General features: G+C 32.9%; 5 protein-coding genes. All 5 read left to right on the forward strand.

The annotated features are described in order from the left end of the window. Window positions 1-3: 3 nt before the first annotated feature. The 5 genes from ILS93_RS17655 to ILS93_RS17675 all read left to right on the forward strand — a co-directional run bounded on the left by ILS93_RS17655 (window position 4) and on the right by ILS93_RS17675 (window position 22767). Window positions 4-4488, forward strand: a complete 4485-nt coding sequence (locus ILS93_RS17655) for a non-ribosomal peptide synthetase (protein ID WP_222661009.1) — start codon at window positions 4-6, stop codon at window positions 4486-4488. Between the two features lie 23 nt (window positions 4489-4511). Further along, on the forward strand, window positions 4512-7679 hold the full coding sequence (locus tag ILS93_RS17660) for a cyclic peptide export ABC transporter (RefSeq protein WP_222661011.1): 3168 nt from the start codon (window positions 4512-4514) through the stop codon (window positions 7677-7679). Continuing rightward, entirely contained in the window at window positions 7663-19902 is a 12240-nt protein-coding gene (locus tag ILS93_RS17665) for a non-ribosomal peptide synthetase (RefSeq protein WP_222661013.1), read from the forward strand. Before ILS93_RS17660 ends, ILS93_RS17665 begins: the two co-directional genes overlap by 17 nt. Window positions 19903-20462: 560 nt before the next feature. After that, window positions 20463-22112 carry a copper resistance CopC/CopD family protein gene (locus ILS93_RS17670; protein ID WP_098102313.1) on the forward strand — a complete coding sequence of 550 codons (1650 nt, stop codon included), beginning with the start codon at window positions 20463-20465 and terminating at the stop codon, window positions 22110-22112. A gap of 34 nt (window positions 22113-22146) precedes the next feature. Beyond that, window positions 22147-22767: a YcnI family copper-binding membrane protein gene (locus tag ILS93_RS17675; RefSeq protein WP_064476378.1), complete on the forward strand. Its 621-nt coding sequence runs from the start codon at window positions 22147-22149 to the stop codon at window positions 22765-22767. Window positions 22768-22867 lie beyond the last annotated feature (100 nt).

The following is a 22867-nucleotide window of genomic DNA, read 5'->3' on the forward strand; positions in this document are numbered from 1 at the left end:
AATTTGAAGTATAGAGAATATTTTTCACTAACTCATCCTCAACAAAGGATTTGGTATATGGAGAAAATTAATCCTCATCAGCCATTGCATAATATTGGGGGAACAGTAAAGATACAAGGAGAAGTGGATTTTGTTTGTCTTGAGAAAGCAATTAATTATTTTATAAAAAAAAATGATGGAATCAGGCATCGATTTGTAGAATCGGATGAGAAGGTTCATCAATATGTGGAGGAATATCATAAATATCAAGTTCGATATACTATTTTTAATAGTCAGAACGATTTAGATGCCTGGGTTCAGCAGGAAGCTGCAAAACCTTTCGATATCAATGAACAAGACTTATTTGATTTTGCTTTGTTCAAGTTACAAGATACTAAAGAAGGGGGATATTTCGTTAAGGTCCATCATATTATTTCTGATGGTTGGTCTATGAATCTTTTAACTGAACAGATTTGTAATGCATACACTCAAATTTTGAAAGGTGAAAAAATAACAGATCAGCTTAATAGTACCTATATGTATTGCCTTGAGAAGGAAGAATCCTATTTAACTTCAAAAAGATTTATGAAGGATAAAAATTTTTGGAATGAGAAGTTTAGTAAGCTCCCAATTGTGAAGCGGAAGAACGAAGTAGATTGTGCAAAGGCAAATAGAAAAACATATTCTTTAACAAGTAATCAATCGGATGAAATTAAACAATTTGCTACTGGCATAAATGTTTCTGTGTACGCATTCTTTGTTGCCCTATATTATATTTACTTAAATAAAGTAAATGGGCAGGATGATTTAATTATTGGAATGCCTGTGCTTAATCGAGCGGGGAAAAATGAAAAAAATATTGTGGGGATGTTAACAAGTACTATGCCATTTCGTCATACTGTTGATAGTAAAATGACAGTCTTAGATTTTATAAAAAGCATTAATCGTGAATTGGTTCGCTGTTATTATCATCAAAAATATCCATATGATGTATTGGTGAAAGATTTGGAATTAAAGAAAAAGGGATACGGTGATTTATTTGATACATGTATTAACTATTACAATACAAAACTTCCTACTGAAATTAATGGTACACCAATAGAAAATGAAGAATTTTACAATAGGAATCAGATTTATTCAATTCAATTGATTATTCGAGAATGGTCTAGATTAGGAGGATTTAATCTAGATATAGATTATAAGGATCATATGTATACAGAAAAGCAAATTGAACAAATGTATCTTGGAATCAGTCATTTACTGAATCAGATGTTGGAGTCGCCTAATAAAAAGTTGATGGAATTAGAAATTTTACCAGAAGATATGTGGGATAAGTTGGTATATGAATTTAATGCAACGAATAGGGAGTATCCAAAGGACAAGACAATCCATCAGCTTTTTGAAGAACAAGTAGAAAGGACACCAGATAGAGTTGCGATTTGCCTGGAAGATAAGGAACTTACGTATCGTGAATTGAATGATAGATCTAATCAATTAGCGAGATATATATTAAAGAAAAATGTAACAAAAGGTACAGTAATAGGAATATCAACTACGCATTCTCTAGAAACAATTATTGGAATTTTAGGAATTTTAAAAGCAGGAGCGGTATATTTACCTATTGATCCACAATATCCATCTGAACGGGTCAATTATATGCTGCAAGATTCAGATATCAATATTCTGTTCACTAATTTTGATATTTCGCATCAATGGGATCTTTCTTTGTATGCGGTTGAGGTTATCCATATAAATGCAGCTCATATTTATATGGGAGATACTTCTAATATTAAAAATAGAAGTGAGCCGACTGACCTTGCTTACATCATATATACATCGGGTTCTACGGGAAACCCTAAAGGTACAATGATTGAACAGAAAGGATTGGTTAATTATATTTCTTGGGCAAATCAAGTATATGTAGGCGCAAGTGAAAATGAAGTTTTCCCATTGTATTCATCTCTTGCTTTTGATCTTACTGTTACAACTATATTTACCCCATTAATTAGTGGTAATCAGATTATTATTTATCCTGCTGATGCAAACGAATATGTATTATATAGGATATTTAAAGAAAAAAAAGCAAGTATTATTAAATTAACTCCATCTCACCTTTCTTTATTGAAAGATTCAGACTTTTTCGGGTGTTCAATTAAAAAAATTATTGTTGGTGGAGAAAATTTAACAGTAGACCTTGCCGCAAACATACAGAAAAAGTTAGGTAGAGAAACAAAAATATATAATGAATATGGGCCCACAGAAACAGTTGTAGGATGTATGATTCATCAATTCGATATTGAAAAAGATAAAGGGGTATCTGTCCCTATTGGTGTACCTGCACAAAATATGAAAATATATGTGTTGGACTCCGATCTTCGCCCAGTACCAATGGGAGTTGTTGGAGAAATTTATATTTCTGGGGAAGGTGTTGCAAGAGGATATTTTAACAATCAGGATTTAACAAGAGAGAGATTTATTGTAAATCCATATTCGGCAAAAGAGCAGATGTATAAATCGGGTGATTTAGCTAGATTTATTGAAGGAGATAAGATTGAGTATTTGGGAAGGAAAGATGATCAAGTAAAAGTTCGTGGGTTCCGCATAGAACTAAAAGAAATCGAAATAAACTTGCAAAAATATCCGAGCATTAAGGAAGTGGTAGTGATTGATCAAGAGGATTATGATGGAAACCGCTATCTTTGTGCCTACTATACTGAGAATGCTAAGGTGAAGACATCCGAACTATTTAGATTCTTAAAAGAGATCTTACCAGTTTATATGATTCCTTCGTATTTTATTGTGTTGAAAGAAATACCGTTGACGTTTAACGGAAAGCTGGATAGAGAGGCCTTGCCGAAACCTGAAGTTAAAATAGAGAAAAAAACTGAAGGTGAGATAGAAAGTGATTTAGTAGGTATTATACGTGAAGTATTAAATGTTGAAAAAGTAAGTATAAGAGACAACTTCTATCACCTAGGCGGGGATTCCATTAAAGCAATTCAAATTTCTTCTAAGATACGTGAGAAAGGAATTAAAATAAAAACAAAGGATATTTTGGCTAATCCAGTTATTGAAGATATGATTTTATATTTAGAAATGACTAGCACAAAAGAGCAGAAGAGTAATCAACAATGTGTTGGTAGTATTGAAACGATACCATCTATCTCATGGTTTTTTTCGCAAGATTTGAACAATATAAACCATTATACACAGTCAGTGTTAGTCAAAGTAAAGGATGACGTTGAGGTTGGCATACTTGAATCGGCATTTAACTTATTAGTTTGTCATCACGACGCTTTTCGCTTGAGTTACCGGATGGAAACGAAGGAATTATTTTATAATCAAAATAATTACAATAAAAAAATAAAAATAGAATCATTTGATTTATCTGAATTATCAAAAACAGAGCAAAGTATTCGTATTGCTAGTATTGGAGAAATATTGAAATCGAGCTTTAATATTGAAAATGAAATTCTTCTTAAAGTTTGTATATTTGATTTAGGTGATTTTGGTAAAAGACTATTGATGACAGCTCATCATTTAGCTGTTGATGGTATATCTTGGCGAATTATTTTTGAAGATATAAATCAATTATATAAACAGATAGAAAATAAGCAGAAAACTTCTTTGCCGCCAAAAGATAATTCGGTACAGGATTGGGCAATTGAGTTAAAGAGAATGAGTAAAAAAATTCCAGAATCAGAAAAGCGATACTGGGAGCATGTATATCAATATGAAGAGAATTCATTTCATGATTTTGATTTAGGATTGGATCGTATGGAATTTTGCGAGAAAATGATTAAGAAGTTAACAGAAGAAGAAACTATGCAGCTGTTACAAAAAGCAAATGAAGCTTATCGAACAAAAGGTAATGAACTAATGATTATAGCGCTATCATTGGTAATGGCTAAGTATATTAAAACAAATGATGTGATTATTGAAATTGAAGGGCATGGGCGTGAAGAATTAAATGATGAAATTGATGTATCGCGAACTATTGGATGGTTTACGAGTCTATTTCCAATTCGGTTACAATTTGAGGATGTAGATATATCACAACAAATTAAACAATTAAAAGAGCAATTGCGTAGCGTTCCAAGTAAAGGTCTAAATTATGGAGTTTTAAAGTATATTTCGAAGGAATTAAGTTCCGAATCTCGAAAATATGTTCGTTTTAACTATTTAGGTGATTTTAATGCTACATTTTCCAATGGAATTTTTGAATTTGCGTATGAAAATTCCGGTCAAGATAACAGCAATAAAAATGAGATAGATTGTTTGCTAGATATCGTTGCGTATACAGTAGATAAAAAGTTGAATTTGTCGATTACGTATAGCAAAAACAAATTTAAACAAGAAACAATATCGCAATTTTTCATGGAGTATATGAATCAATTGAGAGATTTGATTCAACATTGTTGTCAGAGAAAACATGCTGAATTCACCCCATCTGATTTTGAAACGGCAAACCTCTCGAGTGAAGATCTTGAAAATATATTTAATATATGATATTAGAGAGGAGTCATTCAATCATGATGAGAGTAAAAATTGTTTTGATTACCCTTGTAATATTATTAAATGTACAGATGCTATTTGGGATTCAAATAGCAAATGCAGAGAATGATAGAATGTTTACGGAAAACGATAAAGAACAACTAGACTCGCTTATAAAAAAACAAATGCAAGAAGCCAAAATTCCTGGAATGTCAGTGATAGTAGTCAAAGGTGATCAAGCTGTATATAAAAAAAGTTTTGGCTATTCAAATCTTGAGACAAAGCAACGTGTAACGGAAAAAACATTATTTGAAATCGGTTCGAACAGTAAGGCGTTTACAGCTCTCGCAATATATCAACTTGTTCAAAAGGGGTTAATTGATTTAAAGGACCCTGTTAGCAAATATTTGCAGTGGTTTCAAATGATATATGAAGGTAATTATAAAGGACAACAACTTAATAAAAATGTTGAAATAACTCTTGAACAGCTTTTATATCATACGAGTGGGATCCCTTTTCATACCATTGGGGACATACCTATCTCAAATGACAATGATGCGTTGGAAAATACAGTTAGAGAAATATTAAATCAAAAATTGGAGACATATCCAGGAGAGCAATTCAATTATGCCAGTATTAACTACGATATTCTAGGATTAGTTATACAAAAAGTTACCAATCAATCTTTTGAACAATACGTTCAGAATAATATATTAAACCAATTTAATATGGGTAATACTTTTTTGTTTAGAAAAGATGTCGCTAAATATGATATGTCAAAGGGATATAAAATAGGTTTTTTAAAGCCTATAGAGTTTAATGCACCTATTTATCGAGGAAATACACCCGCAGGTTATTTTATCTCAAATAATGAAGACATGGAAAAGTGGCTTCGTATGCAGCTTGGGATATATGGACTAAGTGATGATCAGCAAAAGGCAATTTATAGTACACATATACCAAACAGATCAGTTCCACCATCTGAGGATGGCTCTTCTTATGCCGGAGGGTGGCAAGTTTTTCAAAATGGTCCTGGTGAAATATCACATGCAGGAAGTAATCCGAATTTCTCTTCTTTCGTTGTATTTCATCCTCAAGAGAAGTTAGGAGTTGCGGTGATGGCTAACATGAACTCCGATTACACTCAAAATATTGGCCAGGCTATTATGGACACACTTGTGGGGGAGAGTGTGGTGACAAACGGTAAAGATACGTATAAGAGTATTGATGCCTTTTCTGTTACTGTACTTTTGTTTATGGTTCCTTTTTCAATTATTACTCTATACTTCATTTTCATAGTTATGATTCAGGTGTATAAGAAAAAAAGGAAGTTGGAAAAAAATAAATTTAAAAGTATTTGTATTCCCTTTATAACGTTTCTATTTGCGTTCTTAGCTGGGTATGCCCTTTATAAAATTCCATTTGTATTTTTCGGGAGACTTTCTTGGGATTTTGTTAATGTTTGGTTACCTATCAGTATGAGTTTTGCGGTATGGGCTACTTTAATTAGTATTGTACTGTTCTGCCTATATTTATCTTTAATAACTGTTTTTCCTTTGCATAATAAGAAAAATTTTTTTTCGATTTTTGTGTTGAGTGTAACCAGTGGTTTTGGAAATGCGATGATTATTTTTATTATTAATGAAGCTTTAACTAGAAGTAATTATTCAAGCAACAATAGTTTGTTTTTATATTTTTTGCTAGGAATTATTACTTATGTATTAGCGCAAAAATTGGTACGGACGCAGTTGATTACCATTACGAATAATCTGATTTATGAAAAAAGAATCCAGTTAATTAACGATATATTAAAAAATCCTTATGAAAAAATTGAAAAAATAGAGTCAGAAAGAATTCAAACCACCTTAAATAATGATACAGAAGCTATCAGTAATTATGCTGCCACCATCATTACTGGTTTGACTGATTCAATTACACTTTTATGTTGTTTGGTTTATTTGGGAGTAATTAATGTTTATGGACTGCTTGTTTCTATTGCAGTTATTTTGGTTGCAGCAGGTATGTATTATGTAGCTGGAAAATCAGCTAATAATCTTTGGGAACAAACAAGAAACATCCAAAACACTTTTTTTAGATATATAAACGATCTCATTGGCGGTTATAAAGAGTTAAGCATAGGAAAGTCAAAACGAGAAGAGTTTGGACAAGGGATGCAAGAGAGCTGTGAGGATTATAAGGATAAGCGGATTCAAGGTGGTCTTAAGTTTGCTAATGTTTTTATTATTGGTGAATTGCTGTTTGTTATGGTAATTGGGGCTGTTACATTTTTATTTCCGCTTTTATTTAAAGGGGTACAGAGTGAGTTTTTAAGAAGCTATGTTTTTGTTTTTCTTTATATGACAGGACCTCTACATAGTATACTCAATACGATCCCTAATGCGATTCAAATGAAAATTAGTTGGAAGAGAATAAATGATTTTTCAAGGTATTTAAAAACCGAAACTAATAAGACAGACGTAAACAGTACTTTGATACCTCAAAGTAAAATAAACATGGAGATTAAAGAGGTAGTATATCAATACGAAAGTGAACATGGAGAAGCTTTTCAAGTTGGGCCAATTAATTTTGAACTTAAATCAGGAGAGGTTGTATTTATAACCGGTGGCAATGGTAGTGGTAAATCAACTCTTGCTAAACTAATTACAGGTTTATATTCTGCAAATAGCGGAAACATATTTGTTAACAATCAAGAAATAAATCAGGAACAGTTAAGAGAGCTATATTCCGCAATATTTAGTGATTTTTATTTGTTTACAAAAGTCTATGGTATTGACTATAGCTCAAAGGAAGAAGAAATAAAAAAATATTTGAAAATATTACGTATCGATGAAAAAGTACAAATTCAAAATGGAGAATTTAGTACAACTAAACTTTCAACAGGACAACGAAAAAGACTAGCACTATTAATTAGCTATTTAGAGGATAAATCTATTTATCTATTTGATGAATGGGCGGCAGATCAAGACCCTGAATTTAGACATTTTTTCTATACAGAACTATTGGCTGAATTAAAGGGAAAAGGAAAAGCTATCATTGCTATTACTCATGATGATAGGTACTTTCATATCGCGGATAAAGTTATCAAGATGGAAAGAGGAGAAATTATAGAAAATATGAAGAAGCATAATTATTTAGATTCATTTGATTGTCTCAAGGAGGAGCTCAATGATGATAAAATTGGATAAACAAAATTTGGAAGATATTCTTGGTTTAACACCAATGCAGGAAGGGTTGTTATTTCACTACTTAAAAAATCCTCAAAGTGATGAGTATTTTGAACAGATATGTTTGGGGATTTTAGGTAGTGTTGATGCAGGATTGTTTACGAAAGCTTGGGACGCGGTTGTCCAAACAAATGAGCAGTTACGTACACTATTTCGTTGGGAAAAAGTGAAAACTCCTGTTCAAATAGTATTGAAAGAACATACCCCTCATATTAAAATAATTGATCTTACACACAAGAGTGAAAGTGAAAAAAATATTTTACTAGAAGAGATAAAAGTTAAAGATCGTGAAAAAAAGTTTGATCTTCGAGAAATACCATTTAGGGTTACTTTGTGCATATTAGCAGAAGAAAGACATGAAATGATTATAAGTAATCATCATATTATATATGATGGCTGGAGTAATGGAATTATTTTAAAAGAATTCCTAAACGCATATCGATGCCTTAGTGAATCAGAAACTTACAATCTGCCTACTAAAAAAAAATATAAAGATTTTATTAAATATATTCAAAAACAGGATAAAGAAAGTCAGAAAGTATTTTGGCAAGAGTATTTAAAAGGATTTAACTCGCAAAATAGTTTGGAAGTAACAAAAAAGAAACATAAATCAATTCGAAAAGATCATCAGTATCGCATTCAATTTTCAAGGGATAAGTTGGAAGGATTTGCGAAGGGAAATGAAGTTACTCTTGCCGCCCTTGTTTATAGTTTATGGGGAATTGTGCTACAAAAGAATCATAATATCGATGACATTATTTTTGGCGCAACTATTTCGGGTAGAGCAGGAACATTTAATGGGATTGAAGAAATGGTAGGCCTATTTATAAATACAGTTCCATTAAGAGTTAAAAAGGATTCTGGCGAAACATCTATAGAACTTATCAAAAAGTTAAATAAGACATTGCAGGATTGGGAATTGTATGGGACATCATCTTTAGTAGATATAAAAAAATATAGTGAATTGGATACGGAAATCGATCTTTTTGATACTATTGTTGTTTTTGAAAACTACCCTTTAGATCAGACGATACTGACAAACAAAAATAGAATCGCTTTGAACTCATATTCCACCTTTGAAATGACTAATTATGGCTTATCTATTAGTATAAGTTTGCACAAAGATATTGAGATATGTTTCAGTTACAACGAACAATTATATGAATCATCTAAAATTGAGCGTTTAGCTCAACATTTTACTAAAATTGCAGAAGCAGTCATAAAAAATCCTCATAAAAAAATAGAAGAGATTGATATCGTATCTATTGAAGAGAAAAAACAAATCCTTTTGGAATTTAATAATACTCGTAAAACATATTCACATCAGTTGACGATTAGTCAGTTGTTTGAGCAACAAGCGATGAAAACCCCGGATAATGTTGCGATTGTATATAAAAATAGGACTATGACTTATGAAGAATTAAATAACATATCCAATAACTTATCAAATGAACTGCTTAGAAAAGGAGTGAAAAAGGGTGAGATTATTGGAATCATGACGGATCCATCAATTGAAATGCTAATAGGGATAATTGCTATTTTAAAAGTCGGAGCTGCATACTTGCCAATTGATCCAGAATATCCAGAGTCAAGGAAAATGTATATGATACAGGATAGTCAAACAAAGTTCATATTGACCAGTAAGGATGTAATTAATAAAAACGACTATGTAATTGGAAAATTCAACAATGAGTGTGTTTTTATATTGGATAATAGTAGAAAATTTTCGGGTGAGACTCTTCTACCGAAAGTAAACCTTAGTCCGAATGATTTATTTACGGTTTTGTATACTTCAGGTACTACAGGAAAACCTAAAGGTGTAATGATAGAAAATCGAAATGTTGTTAATCTTGTTCAGTGGTTTGGAAAAACATTTAATATAACGGAAAAAACAAATCTATTACAACTAACAAATTATGTGTTTGATCCGAGTATTGAGGATTTTTTCGGTACATTACTTTATGGAGCGACATTACATATAGCCGAAAAGAATTTAATTTTAAATAAGAAGCATTTTTGTGATTATGTTGATCAACATGAAATTCATATTATTAATTTCATACCGACTGTATTAAAAGAATTATTATGTCATGATCGCAAATTACAGAGTTTACACACAGTTATTTCAGGGGGAGAAAGACTAGAAGAATCATTAAAAGATGCACTGATTGATAGAGGATATAAATTATATAATAATTATGGTCCAGCAGAAACAACAGTGGATGCTTTAAGTGTTGAATGTTCAGAAAATACCGTCTCTTTAGGGCGGCCGATTTCAAATGTTAGATGTTATATATTAGATAAAGATAAAAATATTAGTCCAATAGGTGTTCCTGGTGAGTTGTATATTGCTGGAGACGGTGTAGGAAGAGGGTATTTGAATCTACCAGAATTTACAAATGAAAAGTTTATGAATGATCCCTTTAATCCAAATGATCGTATGTATAAAACAGGGGACTTAGGAAGATGGCTTCCAAACGGAGAAATCGAGTTTCTTGGAAGAGAGGATCATCAGGTGAAAATCAGAGGGTATCGGATTGAACTTTCAGAAATTCATAATTTAATATTAAAAAGGAACTACATTGAAGATGTTGCTGTAATTGATTGGGAAATTAATAATGGGAAAAAAGTTATCTGTGCATATATCGTTTCCCATGTTCAGGTTAACATGGAGGAACTTAAGGGATTTTTAGCAAAAGAATTACCAGATTATATGCTTCCATCATACTATATTCAGCTAGAGAGTCTGCCCTTAACTTCAATAGGAAAGCTTGATCGAAGGAACTTACCGGCTCCTCAAATTCATACTTATAAAGGTTACGTTGCTCCAAAAAATAAAGTTCAAGAAGAACTAGTAGAGGTATGGTCTGCAGTATTGGGTCTACATCAGGGGGAAATTGGTATACATGATAACTTCTTCGAGTTGGGAGGAGACTCAATTTTAAGTATTCAAATAGTAGGTAAAGCGCTTCAAAAGGGTATAGAGATTACCGTGAGTCAGATGTTTGAGAACCAAACGATAGCAGAACTGGCGGATTGTATTGCAGATATTAAAGAAAGCTATAGTGAAGATCAAATAGAAGAACCTGAGACTGGAGAAGTGCTTCTTACACCGATTCAAAAGTGGTTTTTTGAGCAAGATTTGGAAAATTATCATCATTGGAATCAATCTGTGCTATTGGAAACACGAGCAGGTATAAATCCGAATTTGTTGCATGAAAGTTTTCGTATACTTACAAATTATCATGATAGTTTTAGGCTCCGTTATTATCAAAGGGCTGGAGAATGGATTCAAGTTTATTCAGAGTCCGATGAGAATGTGTTATTTGAATTACATGATTTTAATAATAGTCATATGCATGAAATTTTATCAAAATTGCAGTATGAATTAAATATTACAGATGGTCCATTAATTAAAGTTGCATATTTTGATTCTGGGGATCAGGAAAAAGGAAGGTTGTTTATAACAGTACATCATCTTGTAATAGACGGATATTCATGGAGACTTATGCTGGACACTCTACAGATGATATATGAACAGCTTACAAATAGTGGATCTGTTCAACTTCCAGTGAAAGGCCTCTCTTTTAAAAAATGGTCTGAGCATCTCTATGAATATGCTTATTCCAATCAATTAAAAGATGAACTTGCTTTTTGGAAGAACAATGTCTCTTCTTCTGTAAATACTATACCTATTGACATGGAAGGGGGGAGAAATGATGAAAAATCTGCTCGTACACTTTCTTTTATGTTGACGGAGAAAGAAACAAAGTATTTACTGCATGACACGTATCAATTATTTAAAATGAGAATTGATGATATTCTGCTTTCCGCACTTTCTAGTACATTAGCAAATTGGAGTGGTGAAACACTAGTTGATTTGGAGGGCCATGGTAGGAATCCTTTGTTAAAAGAGTACGACACTTCAAGAACTATAGGATGGTTTACTTGTGTATATCCTATTGTTATGGGCGACATTGAAAAAGAGAAGGGCATAGCAGAAATATTGAAGCAAGTAAAAGAGCGGTATCGTGCTATACCAAATGGTGGAATTGGTTATGAAATTTTATATTACTTAGCAGAGAAAGAGATGCAAGGGCAAATTTCGTCTAGGAAAAGGGCACAAATAAGCTTTAATTATTTAGGACAGTTCGAACAAGCAATTAAAAAACAGCAGTTATTTAATATATCGGATGTGAATACAGGACCAACCCGTGATTTGAATGGAATTAGAAGTCACTTGCTTGAAATTGAATGTATGATCGTTGATAAAAAATTATGTGTAGAATGGAAATATAGTACGAATAGTCATTTAGTTGAAACCATTCAAGGCTTGGCAAAGGACTTCGTCAACAATTTGAAGGATATAATTGACCACTGTCAAACAAAAGAAGGTACATATTTGACGCCTTCAGATTTCCCACTTGTCTCCATAGATCAAAAGAAAATTGATGAATGGCTTGAGGTATATAAAAATATAGAAGATATATACATGCTTTCACCTGTACAACAAAGTATGGTTTTTCATCATATCTATTCACCAAAATCGTCAGTAACTGTGGAGCAAACAATATTTTCAATAAAATCAAAACTAGATATTGAGATATTTGAAAAGGTTTGGCAAAAACTTTTAGATAGACATGAAAGTTTAAGAACATCATATCATTGGGAAGGACTAGAAGAACCTGTACAGATTGTTCATAAAAATCTGAAAATCCCTTTTCAAGTTTTAGATTGGACAAATGTTTCGAAATCTGAAGGATTGCAAAAGTTAGAACAACTTATTGAGGAAGATCGTAAGAAGGGATTCGACCTTTCAAAACCACCAATTATGAGAATTTTGGTCATTAAGCAAGACGAGTATGCCTATGATGTAGTATGGACGCATCACCACCTTCAGTTAGATGGTTGGTGTAATAGCATCCTCTTTAAGGAACTGGGTCAGTGTTATGAAGCGTTATGCGTTGACGAAAAGATAACATTTGGACATGTATATTCATTTAAAGATTATATCGACTGGTTACGTAGGCAAGACAAGAAGAAAGCGGAACAATTTTGGAGAACCGAGTTAGATGGATTTAAAACACCTATACGATTCAATAATATTTTTCCTGCAAAAAATTCAAATCAGTTATCTGCTTTTGGAGATGTAGTATACGAAGTGTCTGAAGACAAACAGCAGATAATTCAAGACTTTACTAGAAAGAATCGGATTACACTAAATACTATGATTCAGGGGGCTTGGGCAATTCTTTTAAATCGCTACTCCCAAGAAACAGATATTATTTTTGGGGTAACTTCATCAGGGCGTCCAGCTGAGTTAGAAGGTTCGGATTCAATAATTGGTTGCTTTATGAATACTCTTCCTTTTAGGGTAAAGATAAATAAAAATGTAAATTTGATTAAATGGCTTAAAGATGTACAACTGAAGCAGGTTGAAATGCGTCAATATGAATATACCTCACTCGTTGATATAAGAAGTTGGATTGATATGCCAAGAAGCTCTGCCTTATATGATTTGTATGAGAGTATTGTAATTGTTGAAAACTATCCATTCGATGTGAAATTGAAAGACGGAATTGGTTCATTACAAGTGAAATCAGTACGTATAGATGAACAAATGGATTATCCTTTGGTTGTTTATTGTAATCTACAACCAAAGCTTCAATTGAAGCTACTATTCAATAGTTCCTTTTTAAATGAAACAGAAGCAAATCAGATACTTTCACATTTAATCAATATTTTGTGGGAAATGCTTGTTAGCGAAGATGGTAAGTTAGAGAATATCTCAATGATTTCTGAGAAAGAACTTACACATATTTTAAGTGATAATAATTCTACTTCATTGGATTATCCTAAGAATCAATGTTTCCAGGATTTATTTACTGATCAAGTAAAATTAAATCTAAACAAACCTGCTGTTATACAGGGGAATGAAAGTGTATCTTACACAGAATTAGATATACTTTCAAACCAGTTAGCGCATAAGCTCATTAAATTAGGAGTAGGGCCTGAAATACCTGTGGGAGTGTATGTTGAACGTTCACCTAAAATGATTGTAGGAATTTTAGCTGTTTTAAAAGCTGGTGGAGCTTTTCTACCTATAGATATGGATTATCCTGGCGAAAGAATAAATTTGATGTTGAAAGATGCCCAAGTACCTATATTACTCACCCAAAATAATTTACAGTCGAAGATTAGAGATTATCAGGGGCATACTGTTTGTCTTGATATAGAATGGGATTCAGTGCTCGAAGAACCAAAAAACCAACCGAGTGTTAGAATTGAACCCCAGAATTTGGCATATATCATCTATACTTCGGGTTCTACTGGTCGACCAAAAGGTGTAATGATGTCTCATGAAGCAGTTGTAAGCCACTCCATTGATATTTGCAAACGTTATGAGCTGACACCGGAGGATCGTGTTCTTCAGTTTTCTTCGATAAGTTTTGATATTTCACTTGAACAGATTTTTACAACACTAGCGGCAGGAAGTTCTCTTGTTTTGCGTGATAAGAATATATGGACTCCTTATCAGTTTTCTCAGAAATGTGTTGAACTTGGACTCTCAGTTGTTAATCTACCTACAAATTATTGGGGCGAAATTGTACAAGAATGGTATACAAGACCAGAAATAATTCCAGATAGTAACCTCAGACTCGTCATAGTTGGTGGGGAACAAATGCCAGCGGAGAAAGTAGGGATGTGGGAACAGTTACCTTTAGAAGATATTATTTTGTTAAATGCATATGGACCTGCTGAAACGGCGATGACAAGTACTTTATATGAAGTGTCTGGAAAAGGAACTAAAAGTGCCGACTTAAAAGTTATTCCCGTGGGAAAACCACTTGCTAACAGGCGCATTTATATCCTTGATGAGAACATGCACCCTTTGCCGATTGGAGTGAAGGGGGAAATATTCATAGGTGGCATACCTTTAGCTAGAGGTTATATTAACAATTCTAAGTTGACGAAGGATAAGTTTATTCGAGATCCGTATTATCATAATTATGGAAAAATGCTTTATAAAACAGGAGATATGGGGAAATTACTTTGCGATGGTAACATTGAGGTTCTGGGGCGGAAGGATGACCAAACAAAAATACGAGGGCATCGAATTGATATAGGAGAGATTGAAGTTGTGTTAAACAAATGTGATAACATAAAAAACTCTATAGTTGTCGTGAAGAATGGAGTAGCAAATGATAAGTATCTTGTTGCATTCTATGATTCCCCCTCGCATGGTACAAATAATCAATGCAGTATAAGGGGGTTTTTGCGGAAGAAACTTCCTGAATATATGATTCCTTCTTATTTTATTCAACTAGGAAGTCTTCCGCTCAGTCCGAATGGAAAAATTGATCGGAAGTCCCTAGAAAATATGGAGATTAAAGTAGAGTTTGATGAAGAGTATCAAAAACCTTATAATATGATACAACAAAAACTTGTAAGTATTTGGAGAAAGATACTGGGGATTGATGGTGTAGGTATTAATCATCATTTCTTTGAAATTGGGGGACAATCATTAAAAGCAATAACACTTGTTTCTGAAATTCATAGGGAATTTGAAGTTGAACTTCCACTTGGAAATATATTTGCATTTCCTACTATTAAGGAATTGGCTGTAATCATTGAAGAAATGATGGGGAAAAAAGAAACATATGAAGCGATTCGTTTAGCACCACCACAGGAGTATTATGAAGTCTCTCCAGCACAAAAAAGTATGTATATTGTTAGTCAATTGAATGATGCATCTACAAACTATAATATTACCGGAGCAGTATTTCTTGAAGGGGAAGTTAATATAGTACAGATAGAAAAGGCATTGCAAGCTTTAATTAATCGCCATGAAAGCTTGCGAACATCATTTAAACAAGTACAAGGGAAAATAGTTCAAAAAATCCATCAAAATCCTGAATGGAATATGCAACACTTGTATGCAGATGAACAAAATTTTGAGAGTGTTGTTGAAACATTTATTAGACCATTTGATTTAGAGAAAGGGCCCTTGTTCAGAGCAGCAATTGTGGAGGTGCTACCATCATCGAAATATTTGCTTGTTTATGATATGCACCATATTATATCCGATGGTTTATCAATGGGAATTTTAATTAGAGAGTTTGCATCTCTTTATCAAAAAAATAATTTGCCAGACGTAAGAATTCAATACAAAGATTTTTCAAACTGGCAAAACAAAATGATAGAATCCGGGAACTGGAAACTAAAAGAACTGTACTGGCTTGAAATATTTTCAAAAGAAATACCATTACTCAATTTACCAACTGATTATCCAAGATTAGATGAGCCAATGTCTGAAGGTGATGTAGTTCAAGTTAATTTGGATGCATATTATACATCTAAATTAAATGAAATCTCAAGCCGAAAAGGAGCTACTCTGTACTCATTATTACTTTCGGCATTCAATATACTATTGTTTAAATATAGCGGACAAGAAGACATTATAATTGGAAGCCCGGTAGCAGGAAGACTGAATTCTGAATTAGAGAATGTGGTAGGTATGTTTGTTAATACACTTGCGCTCAGAAATTATCCTACTTCAGAGAAACGGTTTGAGGATTTTTTGAAAGAAGTTGCAAGCCACACACTTCAAGCTCTCGAACATCAGGAGTATTCATTTGAGATGCTCGTTGATAAGCTACAATTGCAAAAAAATGTGAATCGTCATCCTCTGTTTGATGTGATGTTTGCTTTTGAAAATGTTGATGCAGTAAGGGCGGAAATAGGTGATTTTGAAATTAAACCGTACGAGTATACGAATCGTACATCTAAATTTGATATAGAGCTGAAAGTAACTGAGCAGGATGGACAACTTCGTTTTATATTTGAATATAGTACAGGTTTGTTCCGTAAAGAGACGATTGAACGAATGGCGGAACATTTCGTTAAAATTATTGATACTATCATAGAGGACATTACTATTCCAATTGAGGAAATTGATCTAGTAACCATGAAAGAAAAAAATAGAATAGGTGTTTTTAATAATACTGATACTTTGTATCCAGAAGAAAAAACGATTAAACGTATATTTGAAGAACTGGTGGAAAAACATCCGAATCGTACTGCTGTAGTGTTTGGACAGAGAACGATAACTTATAAGGAATTAAATGATAAAGCAAATCAATTAGCTAAACACTTGATAAAGAAGGGGGCAGGAAGTGATACAGTAATCGCTTTATTAGCTGAGCCTTCTATTGAAATGATCATTGGACTATGGAGTATTATTAAAAGCGGGGCAATTTATTTACCTCTTGATCCGGAGTTTCCATTAGAACGAATAAATAGCATGATTGAAGACAGTGATACAATTCTTCTTTTGACCCAGTCTCACTTAGTAACTTCTAATGATTTTACTTGTGAGGTTATGGAATTGGAAGATAAGAGCTTATTTTTTGAATGTCCTTCAAATATAGAGGAAAGAAGTACAGTTGATAATCCAATATATATTATTTATACATCTGGTACCACTGGGCTCCCAAAAGGGGTACCGATTAAGAATCAAAGCTTGGTAAATTATATTTCATGGTTCACACGAGAAGCAAGTATAACGCATAGGGATAAAACACTACTATTATCTTCCTTCGCATTTGATTTAGGATATACAAGTTTGTATACAGCTTTATTAAATGGGTGTGAGTTACATTTAATTCCAAAAGAACATTATATGCTCCCAGAAACCCTTATCACATATTTGAAAGAGAAAAAGATCAGTTATATAAAACTGACTCCTTCACTATTTAATTATTTAGTTAACCATCGTATGGTTGAAGATTATGAGAATTGCATGGCGCTAAGGTTAATCGTATTGGGCGGTGAAGAAGTGAAGTCAGCTGATATTAGTAAGTTTAATAGGGTGTATCCGCAAACTGTAATTATGAATCACTATGGACCTACAGAAACTACTATTGGCGCTCTATTTCATAAATTTAATGCTACTGATTTTGACCTTGTATCCAAGGGAACGGTTATTGGAAAACCAGTAGATAACACGAAAATATTCATTTTGGATAGAGGTCAAAAACTTGTTCCACTTGGAATGGCTGGTGAAATTTGTATTGGGGGAGTAGGAGTGACAGAAGGTTATTTGAATCAAATTGATTTAAATAGCGAAAAGTTTATTACGGTTTCACCTTTGGGAAATGAAAAAATCAAACTCTATAGAACGGGAGACTTAGGGAGGCTCACATGCCATCAAGAAGTAGAATTTCTCGGAAGAATCGACAATCAATTAAAAATTCGAGGATATAGAGTGGAGTTAGAAGAAATAAATTCAGTACTGTTGCAACATGATATGATACTTGATGCAATTGTTGTTCCAAAAAAAGATAAAGAAAATAATAATATACTATGTGCTTATATTGTGTTGAAAGAGAATGAGAATGGGTGGGGAATAAGGGAATACCTTTCAAGTAAGATTCCTTACTACATGATGCCCTCTATCTTTATTAAGTTAGATAGAATTCCTTTGACTCCAAATGGTAAGCTAAATGTTAAAGCACTCCCAGAAATTAAGGATGAATTATTGATAAAAACTAATTATGAACTGCCTGAGGATCCAATTGAAAAAACTGTTGCACAAATGTGGGAAGAAACTCTTAATGTTAAGCAAATTAGTATGAATGACTCGTTTTTTGAAATGGGTGGAAACTCATTGTCGTTAATGCTTTTAATGGCAGAAATTCATAAAAAGTTTAGTGTAGATATATCGTTAAGAGAAGCGTTTAAAGCACCAACAGTAAGAGGTATAAGTAAGCATATAAAGAAAAGATCTGAAAATAAGTATGTGTCATTACAACCTGTGGAAAAGTGCGAATATTACGACCTTTCTTCAGCCCAGAAAAGGATATATACACTACAACAGATGGAGGGGATTGGAACTAGTTACAATATGCCAAGAGCAACCTTACTAGAAGGTGAAATCAATCTGGATAAATTGGAAAAAGCTTTTTGTGAGATTGTAAAGAGACATGAGGCATTTCAAACATCTATTGAAGTAGTAGATGGTGTGCCTAAACAACGAATTCAGGGAGACGTGGATATAGAAATTAGTTATTCTGTTTTAGATGAACATTTATGTTCTAATCTATCAAGGAAGCTGAATGTCGAACTGGAAAATATAATTGATGAATTTATTGAACCTTTTGACTTAAGTAAAGCACCTTTAGTAAGAGTTAAGATCATTCGCTTAAGTAGTCATAAACATGTGCTTTTAACAGATATGCATCATTTGATTTCAGATGGATATTCAGTCAATATTTTACTGCAGGAGTTATCGGAATTATATCAAGGAAAACTGTTACAGGAAAACCCTATTCAATATAAAGAATTCGTTTATTGGCAGAATGAGTTTTTAAAGACAAGTGCTGCAAGTATACAAGAAAAATATTGGTTAGATGTACTTTCAGGGGATCTTCCAGTATTAGATATGCCTACGGATTTTCCTAGACCAATTATACAAAGTTTTGAAGGAAATAGTTTTATTTTTGAAGGAGGAAATGAATTAAAGCAACGTTTAGACAATTTAAGTTTAGAAACAGATACGACATTGTACATGATTTTGTCTGCAGCTTATAGTATTTTGTTATCAAAATGTTCCTCGCAGCACGATATAATTGTAGGAATGCCTATTTTAGGGCGGACACATTCTGATTTGAAAAATATCATTGGTATGTTTGCAAATACTATTGCAATTAGAAGTTTCCCTATTGAGAAAAAAAGCTTTACAGAATTTTTGTCAGAGATTAAAGAACAGTTAATTAAAGCGTATGATAATCAAGATTATCAGTTTGATATGATTATTGATAAGTTAAAAATTAAGAGAGACTTAGGGAGAAACCCTATATTTTCTACAATGTTAGCTTTTCAAGAATCTCAAATCAATGAAAGTATAATGGGGAATTTGAAAATGACGCCTGTTGAATATAGAAATAAAATTTCGAAATTTGATTTAACCTTATTTGTAGAAAAAGGAAAAAAAGAGTTGTTTTTTGAATTTGAATATGCGAGTAGTTTGTATAAAATGGAAACCATTAAAAAATTAGCGGAGAATTTTTTAGGTATCTTAGACGCGATTAGCTCAAATAAGGAAATAAAATTAGAAAATATTAAGATTGAAGGGTTAGTAATCGAGAATACAGAAATTGAAAATGTCAAATTTAATTTTTAAGCTAGATAAGATATTTTTTATTGAGGCTATTCCTAATGCGATACTTTAGGAATAGCTGTTTTATGTAAATGGATTCTTTAAATATATATGAAAAATAAAAGGATATATTGTATAGAAAAGATTGGCTTTTAATTATAATTAAAACGATGATATAGAAGTAGCGATATAAAGGGAGCCCTCTATCATGGAGAGACTTAAAGAAGTGTTTTGGGGATAGCGGTATCGCAGTAGTACTATATGTTTTTACGAAAAGGTGTTACGTAATAACGTAACACCTTTTTATTTATGTATTTCACATTTTCTTCACAAATGATTCACGATAACTTTTCTTCTTCAGGAACTTACATAAATATATTTTATGATATAATAACAATCGACTTTAAAAATGTAAGTTGTATCTATGAAGATAGTTACTATTTTATTAGAAGTTTAGAGGTGAGAGAGAAATAAAGAGTTCTACTGTATAGAAGTTTATATTTAATCAGGTTAATATTTCTTCAAGTAATCGACTTGGGAAGTAGATGTAATGAAAATAGAGCGATGAGGAAGAAAGAAGTGAAATGATTGTGAAAGTAATGAGAAGGTTAGGGGCATGGTTATTAATTGCATGCGTGCTTATCATAGCAATACCGAAAAGTGCATCTGCTCATGCGTACATTGTGAAATCAAACCCTGCTGAAAATGAAACGTTGAAGAAAGCACCAGCTGTTGTGAAAATTGAATTCGATGAGGATATACAAGTTTCACATTTTAATACATTGTTTGTAAGAGATACCTCAGGTACAAGAGTAGATCTAAAAGATGCTTATATCGATAAGAAAAATAAAAAAATATTAGAAGCAGGGTTAAAAGAAAATTTGAAAAACGGACTCTACTCTATTCAGTGGAAAGTGATTTCTGCTGACGGGCATCCTATTCAAGGGGTTATTCCGTTCCGAATTGGATCAGCAGAAGCGGGAGCAGACGATATACAAGTAGAAGAGATGGGGTATGTCCCGCAAATAGATATGATTATGGAACGTGGAATTCTATATACAAGTTTCTCACTATTTATAGGCGTGCTATTCTTTAATCTTATTATGTATAAAGGGAATGCAACCTCGGTTCGGTCAAGAAGTAAAAAAATAATATGGATCTCATTAATTGGCATATTCATTAGCTTACTATTCACTCTACCACTGCAAGCGAAAATAAATGCTGATGTTTCATGGTTAGAAGCATTCCATCCTTTACTATTAAAAGAAACGTTACAACTTTCTGTTTTTAGTTACGTATGGCTCACTCAAATGGCTCTTATTAGTTTGCTTATAATCGTTACGTATTTTGCGATGAAGCGCGAGAAGCTGTCATCGTTTAAAGTATGGAGCATTCCAATAGTATTGTTTATCGGGATACTTGTTATGAAAGCCTTTAATAGCCATGCATATGGTTTGAGGTTTAAAGATATTGCTGTCGTTATGGATTTTTTACATTTATTCGCAGCTTCATTATGGATTGGTGGTCTATCATCCATTATTCTTCTTTTACGTAAAGAGGATGATAAGTGGAATATGTATTGGGATATGATTAAGCGTTTTTCACCGTGGGCAACAGGTGCTGTCATCGTGATTTTAATAACAGGTCTTTTTAACAGTACATTCTTTATTCCAACAATCCATTCGTTATTTGATACGAAGTATGGATTAGCTTTATTAGCAAAGATACTTTTATTCATTTTCATGGGGATATTGGGAATTGTTCATTATGTGAAAGGGAAAATGAGAGCGGAGCAACGATTAGGCGCTACGGTGAAAGTAGAGTTTATCATTGGAATTATCATTTTCGTCATCGTAGCTTTTATGACAAACGTACAAACACCACCGATGCCTCCTACGGGACCTTTTACAGAGAGTAAGCAATTAGATAATGGGTATGAACTTACTTTACATGTAAGTCCTAATAAAGTAGGACAAAATACATTCCATATTACTTTAAAGGATGAGAACGGACAACCTGTTACCGATATGGAGCAACTTATTTTAACTACGCAATCATTGGATATGAACATGGGAAAAGGTTCATTTAAAGTTTCGGCCGTTTCACCAGGAGAATATGAAGCGGAAGGTATGTATATTAATATGATAGGAAACTGGAATATAAAAGTGCACGGATTAACAAAATCTCTTGATAGCTTTGATGCGGATTATAAATTTATAGTAGGCGGCAGGTAAAGAGAAGGTATAGATAAAAAGGAGCGAATAGAAAATGAAACGTATAAAAAAATTTGGCACAACAATGATCGCAACAATAATTGCAATGGGGATTTTTTCGTTACCTGTTAGTGCGCACGTCACTGTGAAACCAGAAGCTTCGGACGTTAATTCTTGGGAGACTTACACGATAAAAGTACCAGTTGAGAAGAATGTAGCAACGACAAAAGTTACATTAAAAATACCGTCTGGAGTAGAGTTCCAACAGTATGAACCAGTGCCAGGATGGAAAGTGGAAGAGCAGAAAGATAATGCCGGAAAAGTTAAAACTGTAGTATGGGAAGCAACAGGAGAAGGGATTTTACCTGGTCAGTTCCAGCGATTTACTTTCGTCGCTAAAAACCCTGATAAAGAACAAAAAATAGCTTGGGATGCATATCAACAATATAAAGATGGAGAAATTGTTGAATGGACAGGCGATGAAAAAGCTGAAAAACCACATTCACTTACTACAATTGCAAAAGGTACGTCATTAACAGGAGAACATGGTGAAGTGTCTAGTGTAGAAAAGAATGAAGGCACTAGTAATATGCAAGTAATAGCGATTGTCTTATCTATTTTGGCGATTGTATCGTCGGTTGGTGCGTGTGTTTTTGTAGTACGTCGTAAAAGGTAAGTAAGATTGAAAGGTCTCATCGTAAATAATGAGACCTTTTTTATTAGGTCTATGGATTAGAAGGAATGAGGATATCGGCACTATTATAGCCACTCTATAA

It is taken from the genome of Bacillus sp. 16GRE42, assembly GCF_019837435.1.
GTDB classification, from domain to species: domain Bacteria; phylum Bacillota; class Bacilli; order Bacillales; family Bacillaceae_G; genus Bacillus_A; species Bacillus_A wiedmannii.

Coding starts and splice junctions, on each gene's coding strand:
- ILS93_RS17660 (WP_222661011.1), top strand. CDS start 4,512: ATGATGAGAGTAAAAATTGTTTTGATTACCCTTGTAATATTATTAAAT.
- ILS93_RS17665 (WP_222661013.1), top strand. CDS start 7,663: ATGATAAAATTGGATAAACAAAATTTGGAAGATATTCTTGGTTTAACA.
- ILS93_RS17670 (WP_098102313.1), top strand. CDS start 20,463: ATGATTGTGAAAGTAATGAGAAGGTTAGGGGCATGGTTATTAATTGCA.
- ILS93_RS17675 (WP_064476378.1), top strand. CDS start 22,147: ATGAAACGTATAAAAAAATTTGGCACAACAATGATCGCAACAATAATT.